Annotated in this window: 11 protein-coding genes; 8 read left to right on the top strand and 3 right to left on the bottom strand. The window is 68.5% G+C overall.

Going from position 1 to position 14,366, the window contains the following annotated elements; genetic code table 11:
* Window positions 1–63 precede the first annotated feature (63 nt).
* The 4 genes from AB0E24_RS35860 (at window position 64) to AB0E24_RS35845 (ending at window position 4,595) form a co-directional block, all read left to right on the top strand.
* On the top strand, window positions 64–1,677 hold the full coding sequence (locus AB0E24_RS35860) for an APC family permease (RefSeq protein WP_079153782.1): 1,614 nt from the start codon (window positions 64–66) through the stop codon (window positions 1,675–1,677).
* On the top strand, window positions 1,674–2,342 hold the full coding sequence (locus tag AB0E24_RS35855; RefSeq protein ID WP_079256985.1) for a ThuA domain-containing protein: 669 nt from the start codon (window positions 1,674–1,676) through the stop codon (window positions 2,340–2,342). Before AB0E24_RS35860 ends, AB0E24_RS35855 begins: the two co-directional genes overlap by 4 nt.
* 37 nt (window positions 2,343–2,379) lie before the next feature.
* Window positions 2,380–4,167 carry a thiamine pyrophosphate-binding protein gene (locus AB0E24_RS35850; protein WP_093704319.1) on the top strand — a complete coding sequence of 596 codons (1,788 nt, stop codon included), beginning with the start codon at window positions 2,380–2,382 and terminating at the stop codon, window positions 4,165–4,167.
* A 131-nt stretch (window positions 4,168–4,298) separates the two neighbouring features.
* Window positions 4,299–4,595, top strand: coding sequence for a transposase (locus tag AB0E24_RS35845; protein WP_257788948.1), 297 nt, complete (start codon window positions 4,299–4,301; stop codon window positions 4,593–4,595).
* On the opposite strand, the gene AB0E24_RS35840 is transcribed toward AB0E24_RS35845, so the two are convergent.
* From AB0E24_RS35840 to AB0E24_RS35830, 3 genes are all read right to left on the bottom strand, one after another.
* Window positions 4,564–5,934, bottom strand: coding sequence for an FAD-binding oxidoreductase (locus AB0E24_RS35840; protein ID WP_087684396.1), 1,371 nt, complete (start codon window positions 5,932–5,934; stop codon window positions 4,564–4,566). The genes AB0E24_RS35845 and AB0E24_RS35840 overlap by 32 nt on opposite strands.
* A gap of 145 nt (window positions 5,935–6,079) precedes the next feature.
* Window positions 6,080–6,934, bottom strand: a complete 855-nt coding sequence (locus AB0E24_RS35835; RefSeq protein WP_100807777.1) for an alpha/beta hydrolase — start codon at window positions 6,932–6,934, stop codon at window positions 6,080–6,082.
* On the bottom strand, window positions 6,931–8,157 hold the full coding sequence (locus AB0E24_RS35830; protein WP_359383498.1) for a metal-dependent hydrolase family protein: 1,227 nt from the start codon (window positions 8,155–8,157) through the stop codon (window positions 6,931–6,933). Before AB0E24_RS35830 ends, AB0E24_RS35835 begins: the two co-directional genes overlap by 4 nt.
* Window positions 8,158–8,243: 86 nt before the next feature.
* Here AB0E24_RS35830 and AB0E24_RS35825 point away from each other — a divergent pair, with 86 nt between their 5' ends.
* The 4 genes from AB0E24_RS35825 to AB0E24_RS35810 all read left to right on the top strand — a co-directional run bounded on the left by AB0E24_RS35825 (window position 8,244) and on the right by AB0E24_RS35810 (window position 14,183).
* Window positions 8,244–8,846, top strand: coding sequence for a TetR/AcrR family transcriptional regulator (locus AB0E24_RS35825; RefSeq protein WP_359383495.1), 603 nt, complete (start codon window positions 8,244–8,246; stop codon window positions 8,844–8,846).
* Window positions 8,847–9,383: 537 nt separating this feature from the next.
* Window positions 9,384–10,058: a lytic polysaccharide monooxygenase auxiliary activity family 9 protein gene (locus tag AB0E24_RS35820; protein ID WP_173963325.1), complete on the top strand. Its 675-nt coding sequence runs from the start codon at window positions 9,384–9,386 to the stop codon at window positions 10,056–10,058.
* A 533-nt stretch (window positions 10,059–10,591) separates the two neighbouring features.
* Window positions 10,592–11,794 (top strand): PP2C family protein-serine/threonine phosphatase, encoded by a 1,203-nt coding sequence (locus AB0E24_RS35815; RefSeq protein WP_359383493.1) that lies wholly within the window; start codon window positions 10,592–10,594, stop codon window positions 11,792–11,794.
* Window positions 11,795–11,798: 4 nt separating this feature from the next.
* The gene (locus tag AB0E24_RS35810) at window positions 11,799–14,183 is read left to right on the top strand and encodes a SpoIIE family protein phosphatase (RefSeq protein ID WP_359383491.1); all 2,385 of its coding nucleotides are present in this window, start codon (window positions 11,799–11,801) and stop codon (window positions 14,181–14,183) included.
* The last annotated feature ends 183 nt before the right edge of the window (window positions 14,184–14,366 follow it).

Raw genomic sequence — 14,366 nt, 5'->3', positions numbered from 1 at the left:
CCGGACCGCACTCGCGGTGAGGCACAAGAAGCAGTACCACCACTTCAACCCCCGGAGTACGTCATGCCAGCTACCGAGAACGGGGCACGGGCGGTACCGAATACCGCCCTTGCCGGCTCCACGGGCGGGACCGCCGGCCCGGCCTCATCAGCCGAGGACGCCGAGCTGCTCGCCGCATTGGGCTACCAGCAGCGGTTCGACCGCAAGGTCAGCACGTGGGCGAACTTCGCCCTCGGCTTCGTCTATCTCTCGCCCCTCGTGGGAGTCGTCTCCCTCTTCGCGGTCGGACTGTCCACCGCCGGCGGACCGTCCATCTTCTGGATAGCCATCGTCGGCCTCGGGCAGTTCCTGGTGGCCCTGGTCTTCGGCGAGGTCGTCTCGCAGTTCCCGCTCGCCGGCGGCCTCTACCAGTGGGTCCGGCGGCTGTGGAACGGGCGCTACGCCTGGTTCACCGCGTGGATCTACATATGCTGCATCACCATCGGCATTACCAGCACGGCGCTGTTCAGCTCCGACTTCGTGGCCAGTCTCTTCGCCGGCACCGCCGACCGGCCGGGGGTCACCTCGACGCCCGGCCAGCGTCTGCTCATCGCGGTCGCCATCACGGCCGTCTGTCTGGTGCTCAACAGCTTCGGCACCCGGACACTGGCCCTGATCTCGAAGATCGGTCTCGCCGCGGAACTGATCGGCATCATCCTCGTGGGCCTCTACCTGCTCGTCTTCGAGCGGCACAACTCCCTTTCGATGTTCTTCGACAGCGGCGGTATCGACCACAACGGGAGCTACCTCGGGGCGTTCATGGCCGCATCGCTCGTCGGCCTCTTCCTCTACTACGGATTCGAGGCATGCGGCGAGGTCGCCGAGGAGGTGCCTGACCCCGCGCGCAGCATCCCCCGCGCCATGCAGCTGACCGTGGTCGTCGGAGGGCTGGCGGCGATCTTCGCGTTCGCCGGCTACGCGCTCGCCGCACCGGACCTGCCGTCGATCCTCGCGGGGAAGGACGCCAACCCCATCCCCGCGATCCTCCAGAATTCGATCGGGACCGTCGGCACCAAGCTGGTGCTGGTCGTCACCCTCACCTCCTTCCTCGCCGGCGTGATGAGCCAGCAGGCCGCGGCGAGCCGTATCGTGTTCTCCTTCGCCCGCGACGACATGTTCCCCGGCGCCCACCTCTTCTCGAAGGTTTCCCGCCGGCACCGTGTCCCGCTGAACTCGCTGGTGGCGGTGAACATCGCGCCGCTCCTGCTGTTCGTCTTCGTCTACTATTCACCCGACTCCCTCGTGAAGATCGCGGCCTTCCAGGTGCTGGCCGGATACGCGGCCTTCCAAATGGTCGTGCTGGCGGCACTGCGGATGCGGCTCCGGGGTTGGCGCCCCGCCGGGGCGTGGACCCTCGGCCGCTGGGGACTCACGGTCAATGCGGCGGCCCTTGTCTACGGCGTCCTGGCGATGGTCCTGCTGGCCCTCCCCACCGGCGACGCGGACACCCCGTTCGTGGACCGATGGATCGCATTGATCGGTTTCCTCATCGTCTCGGCGGTGGGACTGGTGTACCTACTGGCGGCGAAACCCGAGCGGAAGTCCACCGCGCCGGAAGGAGACGCGCTGGAGGTGGCGGAACGCCTGCGCAACCGCGCCGCAGGCATCACATCGATGGCGGAAGGGAAGAGCGCATGACCCGCGTTCTGTATCTCTACGGTGGCTGGCCGGGACACAAGCCCTATCAGGTCGCCGAGGAATGGGCGCTCCCGATCTTCAGGGATCTGGGGTTCGAGGTCGATCAGACCAACGACATCTTCGCGCTGGACGCCGATCTCACCGGCTATGACCTGATCGCACTCAACTGGAACAACGCGCTGCTGTCCGAGGGGCTCACCGCCGCCCAGGAGACGAGTCTCCTCCAGGCAGTGGAGGCCGGCACCGGGATCGCCGCCTGGCACGGTGCCGCGGCGGCGTTCCGTACGAGCCTGAAGTACCACTGGCTGATCGGAGGGAGCTTCCTGGAGCACCCGGCCGGAGAAGGGGTGAAGTACCCCTACCAGGTCTCCATCACCGACACCGGCCACGAGATCACCGCTGGAGTCGGCGACTTCCGCGTGGCGTCCGAGCAGTACTACATGTCGGTCGACCCCAATAACCACGTCCTGGCACAGACCAGCTTCACCGGTGAGCACCTGTCCTGGCTGGAGGGGAAGACCATCCCCCAGGCATGGACCCGGACCTGGGGACGGGGCCGGATCTTCTACAGCGCGGTCGGACACGACCTCGACGACCTACAGAACCCCGATGTGACCCGGCTGTGCACCCAGGGTTTCGCCTGGGCCGCCCGCCGGGGCCAGTGACCGCACCAACCGAACCAAGCTGAGTGGGAGCAACCACATGCCCGTCCTCACCGGAGGCCAGATCGTCGCGCGGACCCTGCGCAACTACGGCGTCGACTACGTGGCCGGCATTCCCGGCCACGGCATCTGGTCACTGACCGACGCCTTCCTGGACGACGAATCCAAGATCCCGTTCATCCAGACCTTCCATGAGCAGAGCGCCGTCCACCTCGCCGACGGCTACTACCGGGTCACCGGCCGCCCCCAGGCCGCCGTGACGTCCATCGGCGCGGGCGCCAGCAACACCGTCATCGGCATGGGCACCGCTTTCACCGACTCCACCAGCGTCCTCGTCATCACCGGCGGCCCGCCCACCCATATGCGCGGCCACGGCCTGCTCCAGGAGCTCGACCGCTACACGGCCAACGACTTCCCCAAGGTCGCCGAGGCCGTCAGCAAGCGCCACTGGGTCGCCACCCGCGTCGAGGAACTCCCCTTCGTCCTGCACCGCTGTTTCAACTCCATGCTGACCGGCCGCCCCGGGCCCGTGCACCTCGAAGTGCCCATGGATGTACAGGCCGAGGCCGCGGACGTCGACCTCCACGACCTGGCCCGGCGCATGCCCGTCGGCCGCCAGCACCCCGACCCCGAAGCGGTGGACCGCGCCGTCGACGTGCTCCGCGGGGCCACCCGGCCGGTCATCGTCGTCGGCGGTGGCGCCATCACCTCCGACGCCTCCGACCAGGTCCTGGCCCTGGCCGAGCACTGGCAGATCCCAGTCGTGACCACCTGGAACGGCAAGAGTGCCTTCCCCGAGGACCACACGCTGTTCGCCGGCAGCGTCGGACAGACCGGCACGATCGTCGGCAACGCGATCGCCAGCTCCGCCGATGTCGTCATCTCCGTCGGCTGCCGCTTCACCGACTGGTCGGCCTCCAGCTACGCCAAGGGCGTCAGCTTCTCCATTCCGCCGGCAAAGCTCATCCACATCGACATCGACCCCCATGAGATCGGCAAGAACTACCCCGCCGAGGTGGGCATCGTCGCCGACGCACAGCGGACCGTGGCCGCGATCGTCGACGCCCTGCCCCAGCAGGGCAGCGACCGCTCCGAATACCTCGCCGAGCTGGCCACCCTCAAGCGGCAGTGGGAGGACAAGCTCGCCGGCCGCCGCGACAGCGACCGCTTCCCCTTCACCTCGCAGCGCCCGCTCGGCGCCCTGCGCTCCGTTCTTCCCCGCGACGCGATCATCGTCGCCGGCTCGGGCAACACCCAGGGCGCGGTCAAGCAGACCTTCCCGGTGTACTCCCCGCGCACCCACCTCACCTCGGGCGGCTTCTCCTCCATGGGCTGGGCCGTCCCGGCGGCGGTCGGCGCCAAGCTGGGCCGGCCCGACCGTCCCGTGGTGTGCGTCCTGGGCGATGGTGACTTCCTCATGACCGCGCAGGAGATTGCCCTGAGCGTCACCACCGGCGCACCGGTGGTCTTCGTCGTCCAGAACAACGCGGGCTACATGTCGATCCGCGGCGGCCAGCGCAAGCAGACCTCCCGGCACATCGGTACCGAGTTCTCCTATCCCGACGGCACGCCGTACAGCCCCGACTTTGCCGCCATGGGCCGGTCCTACGGCATCGAATCGTGGAAGGTGTCGGACGCCGACTCCCTGGAGGGGACGCTGCGCAAGGCCGTCCAGTCGGGCGAGCCCGCGCTGGTGGAGATCCCGACAGACCGCGACGCCGCCGGTCCCTGGGTGCCCGGCTGGTGGGACTTCCCGGTTCCGGCGTACATCACGGACGAACGGCAGGAGGAGTACCAGCGCACTCGGTCCACCGAGCAGCACCTCTGAGCATCCCTTCCGAACCCGCGGCCGCTGCGTCCTCAGCGGTCGCGGGATTCCGCGCGCACAAGCACTCTCGGGCCCGCAACCTGCTGATGGATCTCGAGGAGAGGGCTGAGTGGACACCCTTCAGTCATCTCATGTGGATCGCTGGTCTGTCGGTCGTGGTTTCGGCCGTGCGGCGGCTGGTGCCGGATGAGTTGTGGGAACTGTTCCAGCCGGTGGTGCCCGAGGCGCCTTCGCGACCACAGGGCGGTGGTCGGCGTCGGCATGGCGATCGGGAGGTGCTGGCCGCGATCGTGTTCGTAGCGACTTCCGGATGCACGTGGCAGCAGCTTCCCGCCGCGTCGTTCGGCCTCTGGGAGCTCTGTCGTCCGCGGCCCGGTCTTGTACTTCGCCAAGGGGTCATGCCGGCCCGAAAACTTTGCCAGGGTTGAGAATCCCGGCCGGGTCGAGAGCACGCTTCACCGCGCGATGCATCTCCAGGACGGCCGGGCCGAGTTCACGGGTGAGGCCGGGCCGCTTGAGCAGTCCCACACCGTGCTCACCAGTCACCGTCCCACCCAATTCAAGGGCGTCCGCGATGATGTCGTCGAACGCCGCGCGGGCCCGGACCTGAGCCGCCGCGTCACCGTGTTCCGTCACAAGCAGCGGATGCAAGTTGCCGTCGCCGACGTGCGCGATGTTAGCGATGGTGATCCGGTGCCTCTCCGCGGTCCGGTCGATGCGGGCCAGCATCTCCGCCACCGCCCCGATGGGGACACAGACGTCCTCCGTGAGTACCGGCCCCAGCCGCTCGAGCGCGGGGAAGGCCAGCCGGCGGGCCGCGAAGAGCATCTTGGCCTCTTCCTCTGTCTCCGACCGGTCCGCCCAAGTAGAGCCGGCCCCGCGGAAGCAGTCGACCATCCGGCGGGCGCCCTCCTCGGCGGCGCGGCCATCGTCGTCGAAACGGGCCAGGAGGACCACGTCCGCCTCGGCGGAGAGCCCCATGTTCTTCCAGGCATCGACCGCGCGCAGACAGTGCCGGTCGACAAGTTCCAACGCGGCCGGCCGCAGCCCGGCGGCAGCCGTCGCACGCACCGCGTCACCGGCCTGCCCGACGCTGTCGAAGTAGCCGACGGCGGTCACGCCGACCGGAGGCAGGCGTCGCAGCCGGACCGTGATCTCGGTGACGACACCAAGAGTGCCCTCGGCACCCACCATGAGGCCCACAAGGTCGTAGCCGGCGACCCCCTTCGACGTACGGCGCCCGAGCCGGACCACCTCGCCCGTGCCGGTCACGACCTCCAAACCGAGGACATAGTCGCGAGTGACGCCGTACTTGACGCAGCACACTCCGCCGGCGTTCGTCGCGACATTTCCTCCAATGGTCGACCAGGGCGAACTAGCGGGGTCAGGCGGGTACCACAGGCCGAGCGCCGCTACATGGGCGCGCAGGTCGTCGTTGACCACACCGGGCTGCACGACGGCGAGGCGCTCCAGCTCGTCGACCTCCAGCACCCGATCCATGCCGTCCAGCGCGAGGATCACGCCGCCTTCTACGGCATTGGCGCCCCCCGACAATCCAGTACCGGCGCCGCGTGCAACCAACGGGACTCCTTGCTCCAGGCACGCACGAACCACGGTCCGGACCTCGTCGGTGCTTTTGGCGCGCACGACGGCCACCGCTCGGCCAACAGGGGCCCACACCGCCTGGTCGTGGGAGAGACCGGCGACGATGTCCGGATCAGTCACCACCCGGCCCTCGGGCAGCCGTCGCCCGAGTACTTCGGCGATACCCACGGCAGGGGGCGTCGTGCTGACGAAGTCCCGCTCGGCCACCCGCACACCTCCAGCGAAGTTGACTCACATATGAATGCACCACAGATGGCACCACACCGCCGCCCAGCGCGGCGGTCAGGCAGAGCCGCGGCGTCCAGGTTTACCGGGCACGGCAGGTCCTGAGGTAGCTGAGGAAGGATGCCTGCAACCCCGTCACGTGCGTTTCATGCATGAGTGCGCTGGTGACGGATTCGCTGCGTGAGGTGAGGCGGTGGAGGAACGTGGCCGCGTTCTTCGCGAGATTCTGGTAGACCGCCAGGTCTCCGAGGATCTCTCGGTCGTTGAGGGTCACGTGAAGTTTGGTAGCGGGCAGGGTGTCACCCATTGCTTGAAGGCGGGCGAAGACCTGACTGTCCGCATGGACAATGCCGGGGCTGCCCGCGCCGATGCTCTCGAAGAAGGTGCTTTTGGTGAGCCAGGCGTAGAGACTGAAGAGTCCGCCGTAGGAATAGCCGAAGAGGCCGTGACCGCTCGGGGCCGTGCCGTAGTCGCGTTCGATCCGCGGGTGTAGGTCGTCGGTAAGGAAGTCCAGGAACATATCCCCGCGGCTGTCGCTCAATTCAGCGAGGTAGGCATCGGCTTGCTCGCGAGTCATCGTGCCCGTTTCGACCCCCATCTCCACCGCATCGATGTACTCCTTCGCGATGGGTTCGCCGGGAGGCACGAGGTCGCGGTTGCGCAACCGCTCCCAGTGCTCTGCTTCCTCGCCTGCGTAACCCACGCTGACCTGGACGTAGGGCTGAATCGACTGCAAGGGGTCCAGTTGCGTGACGATGAGTGGGGCGGTCATGCCCACGGTCCAGTTGCCGTCGAGCACGTACACGACAGGCGCTTGCGCCGCGGCAGGGTCGTAGCGCGGTGGCGTGGTGACCCAGACGCCGTAGTCGTGCCCACCGCTGGAGCGCATCTCGAAGTAGTCGGTGTGGGCGAGGCAGCCCTGCCACATGGTGCTCATCTGAGGTCCTTTACGATCTCGCCGGCCTGGATGACGAGGACGGCGTTGGTGGGGTCGGAGAACAGTTCCGGGTCTTCGAGCGGGTTGCCGTTCCAAAGAACGAGGTCTGCCTGCGCGCCGGGAGTGATGACACCCACCTGGCCGGACAGGCCGAGGATCTCGGCGTTGGTCCGGGTCGCCGCCACGAGCGCTTCCATCGGCGTCTCGAGCGCTGCGCGCAGGCTGAGTTCTCTGCCGCGACGGTCCTGGGCCGGACCGATGAGATCGGAACCCAGCCCGATCCGTACTCCTGCGTGCTTGGCGACGGCGAGCGCCTTCGTCATCTGCTCGCGTACGCCCTTGGCTCGGTCGCGGGTCGACTCGGCGAGACCGGCTCCGGCGGTGTCGTGCAGCACTTGCTCGACGACAGCGAACGTGGGCACGAGGGCAACCTCGCGAGCGGCCATCAGGGCCGCTGTGGATTCGTCGAGGCTCGTGCCGTGCTCGACACAGCGCACCCCGGCCTCGACCGCATTTCGTATGCCCTCGTTGTTGTGGGCGTGGACTGTCACATAGGTGTTCCGTGCCGCAGCTTCTTGAACTGCAACGGCGATCTCTTCGACGGTGAACTGGGTGTCGGTCAGTCGATCATGTGCGCCCACCACTCCGCCGGTCACGCAGAGCTTCAGGAAGGAGGCTCCGCGACGGAAGGCTTCGCGGACGTTGTGCCGCAGCTCGTCCGCGTTGCCCGCCATCATGGAGAGGGCGCACAGGCCCGGGATGTGGTGGCTGCTCCACAGCTCGGTGGGTTCCCATTCGGCTCCGTAGTAGCCGTGGCCGCCGATCTGGCACTGAACAGGTCCGCACGACAGGACGCGCGGCCCTCTGACCTTGCCCTTCGCGATCGCGGTGACGACACCGCCGTCGATCCCGCCGGTGTCGCGAACGGTGGTGAAGCCGGCGTCGAGCGTCGCGCCGGCCGTGGCGAAGATGTCCGCCGCGATCTCGGCGGCGCTTATCTGAAACGAGAAGTGCGGCTGGATCGGGCTCGACACGCCCAGGTGGACGTGAGCGTCGATCAGGCCGGGCGTCATCGTCAATCCCTCGGCATCGAGACGCTCGCCGTACGCGCTGGAGGCACCGAGTTGGGTGATGCGGCCGCTCTCGATAGTGATGTCGAGGTTGCCGGGATCGCGCCCCGACCCGTCGATGACCGTGGCGCCGACTACATGAGCAGGTCCCATAGTCGATCCTCCGTCGTTGCGAGCTGACTGCGACCATGTGCGGAGCAACACGGAACCGCCAATCGTTCTTTTCCAATGGATAAACTGTGGGAGTGATCCTGTCAACCTCGGAACGCAAGGGCAGCGCGCGCGAGCGACTCCTGGCACGGCTTCTCGACGCCTTCGGCGAGGCCCTTCCCCCGCCGGAGATGTCGCTCCGTGAGATCGCCGCCCGGATCGAGACCAGCCACGCCCTGTTGCGATACCACTTCGGGTCACTCTCGGGCGTCTTGGCCGCCATGCTCGAGGCGCAGCGATCCCGTGACAACGAGGCACTTTTGGAGGCCGCCCAGCAGAGCACCTTCGACGATTTCGTGGTGGCGATCTGGCGCACTTACGCCCGGCCGGAGCGGCTGTCGCGTGCCCGCGGCTTCTTCTACGTCGCCGGACTGGCCGCGTACGGCCCCGAGGACTTCCGTGAGTTCGTGGAGTCGCTCGGTGACCTGACCGCGGTGCTGTCCTCACTCGCGGAACGCGAAGGGCTCGACACGAAGGAAGCGCGGGATGTGGCCACCGTCACCATTGCCGCGCTTCGCGGCCTCCTCTTGCAGGAAGTCCTGACTCCCGGAACCCGCTCGGAGGACGCGGTCACGTTGATCCTGCGCATGAGAGAGGGCCGATCCGTTCCACGATCACGTCCGGAGCGTTGAGGAGTGCTGCGGGTGCCGATACATCATCCACGCAGCTCAGGCGGCGTGCTGGTACTCGTGGAGGGTTCCGCTGAGTCGGTCTCGTCTGTGGACTTCCAGGTGGGCGAGTTGGGCTTGTTGGGTGATGGTACGCAGGTCGCGGCATGGCGCCGCTTGAGCAGGTCGCGATGCCGGCGCAGGACCGGGGCCCCGCGCAGGTGAAGACCCCGGGGGCGAATGTCGAGGAGAGCTGAAGATCCGTGATCAGTCTGCCGACCTGCGTGGATGATTCATCGGCACCCGCAGTGTCGTGGCCCTCTGAGCTCCGAATTATGCGGAACGCGGGCAGGCCGCACCTCGCTTTACGGTTTCGGGAAGGGTGCTGACTGTCGTGCCACCGAAGTCGCCGAAGCCTCCCGTGACTCCCGGCTCACGGCAGATTCCCTGATCGTCGCCCTCCCCTGTAATCAACTCCGTTTGTTTTATTGACATTTCACTCAGAAGTCGTAGGTTGGGAGCGCTCCCATGGTGCCTTTCAACTGGAAGGAGTTCCCCCCCATGCGCAAACAGAGTCCATTAACCGGGCGTTCCTGGTCGGCCCTCCGCCGGCCTCTCCAGGCGCTCGCCATGCTGTTCGCCGTGGTTGTCGGCGCACTGACCTGGTCGGCCCCCGCCCAGGCTCACGGCTCCGTCGTCGGCCCCGCCTCCCGCGCGTACCACTGCTGGGAAAGGTGGGGCAACGACCACATGAACCCGGCCATGCAGACCGAGGACCCCATGTGTTGGCAGGCCTTCCAGGCCAACCCCGACACCATGTGGAACTGGATGAGCGCGCTCCGCGACGGCCTCGGTGGCCAGTTCCAGGCGCAGACCCCCAACGGGACGCTGTGCAGCAACAACCTCTCGAGGAACGCCAGTCTGAACAAGCCCGGGCAGTGGAAGACGACCACCGTCGGCAACAACTTCTCGGTCCACGTGCACGACCAGGCGTCCCACGGTGCCGACTACTTCACGGCCTACGTGAGCAAGCAGGGCTTCGACCCCAAGACCCAGACCCTGGGCTGGGGCAACCTCGACCTCATCACGCAGACCGGCCGCTTCGGCCCGGCGACGGACTACACGTTCAACGTCAGCACCTCCGGCTACACCGGACACCACGTCCTGTTCGTGATCTGGCAGGCCTCGCACCTCGACCAGGCCTACATGTGGTGCAGCGACGTGAACTTCGGCTGAGCAGGAGAGCGCCGCACACGGCGCCGGTCTCTGCCGGGCGCCGGTAACCCGCCGCCCGGCCGACCGAGCTCCGTCGGGGCAGGGGACACATTTGGTCACCCTGCCCCGACGGGGCTCCCTTCGCTCCTGGTACGGTCCTGAAGCCGGCCAGCCGTAAAGTCCTGCGCACTCGCGTCCTCGGCGGTGTGATCAACGAGTACGGATATGCCGCTTGACCAGGAGCGGTGATTATTCGAGCCCCGCACGCGTCCAGTGCTCTCGGAGTCGCCCAGGGCGGCCCGTGCGACATCCTGCGAGCTTCTGACCTGCGCAGACGCACTCGCACAGCGTTCTCGTGCCGTAGCACCAGCGGTTCCGCGTCCTTCGCCGTCCCGCGACGGAGGAACACCGATGGATCGGTCAGCGGCTTCCGGGTCATGCTGTACAAGGACACGATCACGGAAGACACGGTCCCAGCGGACTGACCGAACACAGCCCACCTGCGGGGAGACAGCGGACGACGCCGGAAGAGAGCCCGTCGTACAGTTGCTCGTATGGTGGACGCGGATGTGTCGACCTCGGCCGGGGCCGCCGAACAGCTGCTCGAGGAGCTGGTCAGCGCCATCCAGCAAGCCTCGCCTGCGGAGTTCCCGGAGGTCCTGAACCGCTATGCCGGGGCCATGGGCCTGGGCCGCGCCGTCGTCCATCTGATCGATCTCCAGCAGAGGCTGCTGCTGCCGCTGGCAGAGGACGAGGCTGAACTCCCGGTGGACGCCTCCCTCGCCGGATGGGCGTACCGCACGGACGCCCTGCGGGTGGAGGAGGACGGCTCGGGTGGGCTGGTCGTATGGCTGCCGCTGGCCAACGGGGCCGAGCGGCTGGGAGTCCTGCGACTGCGGATGGAGTTCCTGGACGGGCTGCGGCTGTGGCGCTCGCGGGCGCTGGCCTCGCTCCTCGGCTTGGTGATCACCTCCAAGCGCACCTACATCGACACGTTCGCGCAGCGCACCCGGACCCGGTCCATGCAGCTGTCCACGGAGATGGTGCGGGCCTTTCTGCCGCCACGTTCGATCGGCACCGGCCGGGTGGTCTCCACCGCGGTCCTGGAGCCCGCGTACGAGCTGGGCGGCGATGCCTTCGACCATTCGTTCACCGCGGACGTGCTGCACGCCACGATCCTCGACGGTATGGGCCACGATCTGGCGTCCGGCCTCGCCACCTCCGTGGCCATGGCGGGGTCACGCAACGCCCGGCGCACGGGCGCCGACCTGGCCTCGCTCGTCGGCGCCGTGGACTCGGCGCTGTCGACCTGGCTCCCGGATCAGTTCTGCACCGGCGTCTTCACCCAGTTGCACATGCCCACGGGGGTGCTGCGCTGGTCCGACTGCGGCCATCCGTCCCCCCTGCTCATCCGCCGCCACCGGCTGCTGGAGAAGGAACTGGAGCGGCCTTCCGAGCCTCCGCTGGGGCTGCCCGCCAGCCTGGCCGCCAGTGCCCGGCAGATACACGAGGCGGCCCTGGAACCCGGTGACCGGATTCTGCTGTACACCGACGGTGTCGTGGAATCGCGCAATGAGGGAGGCGAACAATTCGGCCTGGACCGCTTCACCGACCACATCATCCGGTCGACGGCCGCCGGGCAGAACGCCCCCGAGGTGCTCCGCCTGCTCATTCACGCCATCGTCGACCGCCGGCGCGACGAACTCAGCGACGACGCCACGATTTTGATGATGGAATGGTGGCCGCCGGGACCGTAGGACGATGTCCTCCGTGGTGAACGAGCCTCTCGACATGGTGTACCTGGCCACGGCCACGATGGATTCGCACGGCGTCGTGACCGGGTGGAGCGAGGGCGCCCAGCGGCTGCTCGGCTATCGGCCCGAGGAGATCGTGGGGCGAGCGGTGACCGAGTTGTGGGCCGGGGAGACCGCCGCCGAGGCGGTCGGGCGCTGCCTGGCCGGCCGGTCGAGGTGGAGTGGACGGGTGGGGCTGTGCCACTGTGACGGCCATCGTATGGAGGCGGAGGCGCTGGCGCACCGCGTGGTGGAGGACGGCGGTGCCACCGGGTGGCTCCTGGCGTCCGCCGTCGCGCGGGAACCGCGTTCGCCCGAGGCCGACGCGGCTGTGGAAGCGTTCACCCAGGCCCCGTGCGTGCTCGCGGTCTTCGACACGGACCTGCGGCTGGTACGGGCGAACGCCGAAATGGAGGCGGCGGCCGCCGTCACCGAGGATCGGATGCGCGGTATGCGCCTGGTCGAGCTCCTGTCGCATCCGGAGAGCGATCAGGCCGAGGAGGGCATGCGTCGCGTGCTGGAAAGCGGCGAACGGCAGGTCCTGGAGGCTTATCTGCGGGTGCCGGGGGAGAGCCGCGGGCACGCCTGGACGATCTCGCTCGCGCCGCTCAAGGACCGGACGGGCCGCGTGTACGGCGTGTGCTTCGCCGCGTACGACACGACCCGTCGGCACCAGGCCCAGGAGCGGTTGCTGCTGCTGAACGAGGCGGGGAAGCGCATCGGCTCCACCCTGGACCTCGCGCATGTCGCCCATGAACTGGCCGACGTGGCCGTCCCCCGGGTCGCCGATTTCGTCGGCGTCGACCTGCTCACCTTTCTCGACCAGGGTGAGGAACCCCCCTCGGGCCCGCTGTCCGGTCCCATCACCATGCGCCGCGCCGCCCATCGCTCCGTCCTCCCCGGAACCCCGGAGGCCGTGGCCGACGTGGGCGAACTGGACACCCACCCGGAGTCTTCACCGTCGGCCGAATGCCTGGCCGATGGGGCCATCCTCTACCAGGTGACCGACGAGCTCATGGTCCGGTGGGAGGCCCTCGATCCGGTACGGGCCGCCCGGATCCGGGAGTACGGGATCCACTCGGAGCTGGTGGTGCCGATGCGCACCCGCGGTGTCACCCTCGGCGTGGTGTTCTTCGCTCGCCACCGGACGCCGGTGCCGTTCGACGAGGACGATCTGCTGCTGGCTGAGGAAATCACGGCCCGAGCGGCCGTATGCGTGGACAACGCACGCCGCTACAAGCGCGAGCGCATGACGGCCAGGGCTCTGCAACGCAATCTGCTGCCGCGGCGCCTGCCCGACCTGGCCGCGGTGGAGGTCACCTCGCGCTATCTGCCCTCGGAAACCTGGGCCGGAGTGGGCGGCGACTGGTTCGACGTGATCCCGCTCTCCGGCGCTCGCGCCGCCCTGGTGGTCGGCGACACCACGGGCCGCGGCGTCGAGGCGTCCGCCACCATGGGGCGGCTGCGCAGCGCCATACGCACCCTGGCCGATATCGATCTGCCGCCCGGCGAGCTGCTCACCCACCTCGCCGATCTCGTGACCCGGTTGGCCGCCGAGGACGATCCCGAACCCCCCGGGGCCACCGGCGCCACCTGCCTGTACGCGGTCTACGACCCGGTCTCCCGCCACTGCACGCTCGCCAGCGCCGGCCACCCCCCGCCCGTCGTGGTCACCCCGGACGGCAGCGCCGACATCATCGACGTCCCCAACGGCCCGCCCCTCGGCCTCAGCACCCTGCCCTTCGAGGCGGTCGAGACCGAACTGTCCGAGAGCAGTGTCCTCGCCCTCTACACCGACGGTCTGGTCGAGGGCCAGGACCGCGCGATCGACGAGGGACTGGAGGCGCTGTGCGAGGCCCTGGCCCAGCCGGGCCCGTCCCTGGACGCCCTCGGCGACACCGTCCTGCGGACTCTGCTCCCCGCCCGCCCCGAAGACGATGTCGCCCTGCTCCTCGCCCGCGCCCGGGCCCTCGGCCCCGACCGGGTCGCCACCTGGGAGATCCCCCCGGAACCCGCGGTCGTCTCCCGGATCCGGCAGGAGGCCACCGCCCGACTGATGGACTGGGGACTGGAGAAGCTGGTCCTCACCACCGAGCTGGTCGTCAGCGAACTGGTCACCAACGCGATCCGCTACGGCCGCCCGCCCATCCGGCTGCGCCTGATCCGCGACCGCGCGCTCATCTGCGAGGTCTCCGACTTCAGCAGCACGGCACCGCATCTGCGCCGGGCCCGCGCGCTCGACGAGGGCGGCCGCGGCCTCTTCCTGGTGGCCCAACTCGCCCAGCGCTGGGGCACTCGCCTGGAGGTCCATGGCAAGACCATCTGGGCCGAGCAGGACCTCTCCGACGACTGAGCGGGGCCGAGGGCGCCGCCCCACCAGCCCTGCCGGCTGTGGTCGCGTTCGAAGTGCCCGGGTGAGACCGTGGAGGACAGGGCGACCCGTCTCCCACGGCACCTGCCGCCATCGCAGCGGGGCCGCAGGACATGACGGCCTCGCCACCATCCATCCACCATCACTCGCGGCCTCGGGCCGGGT

The organism is Streptomyces malaysiensis subsp. malaysiensis (genome assembly GCF_040653035.1).
In the GTDB taxonomy this organism is placed as follows: Bacteria; Actinomycetota; Actinomycetes; order Streptomycetales; family Streptomycetaceae; genus Streptomyces; species Streptomyces malaysiensis.
This window is presented reverse-complemented; position numbering and strand designations above follow the sequence as displayed.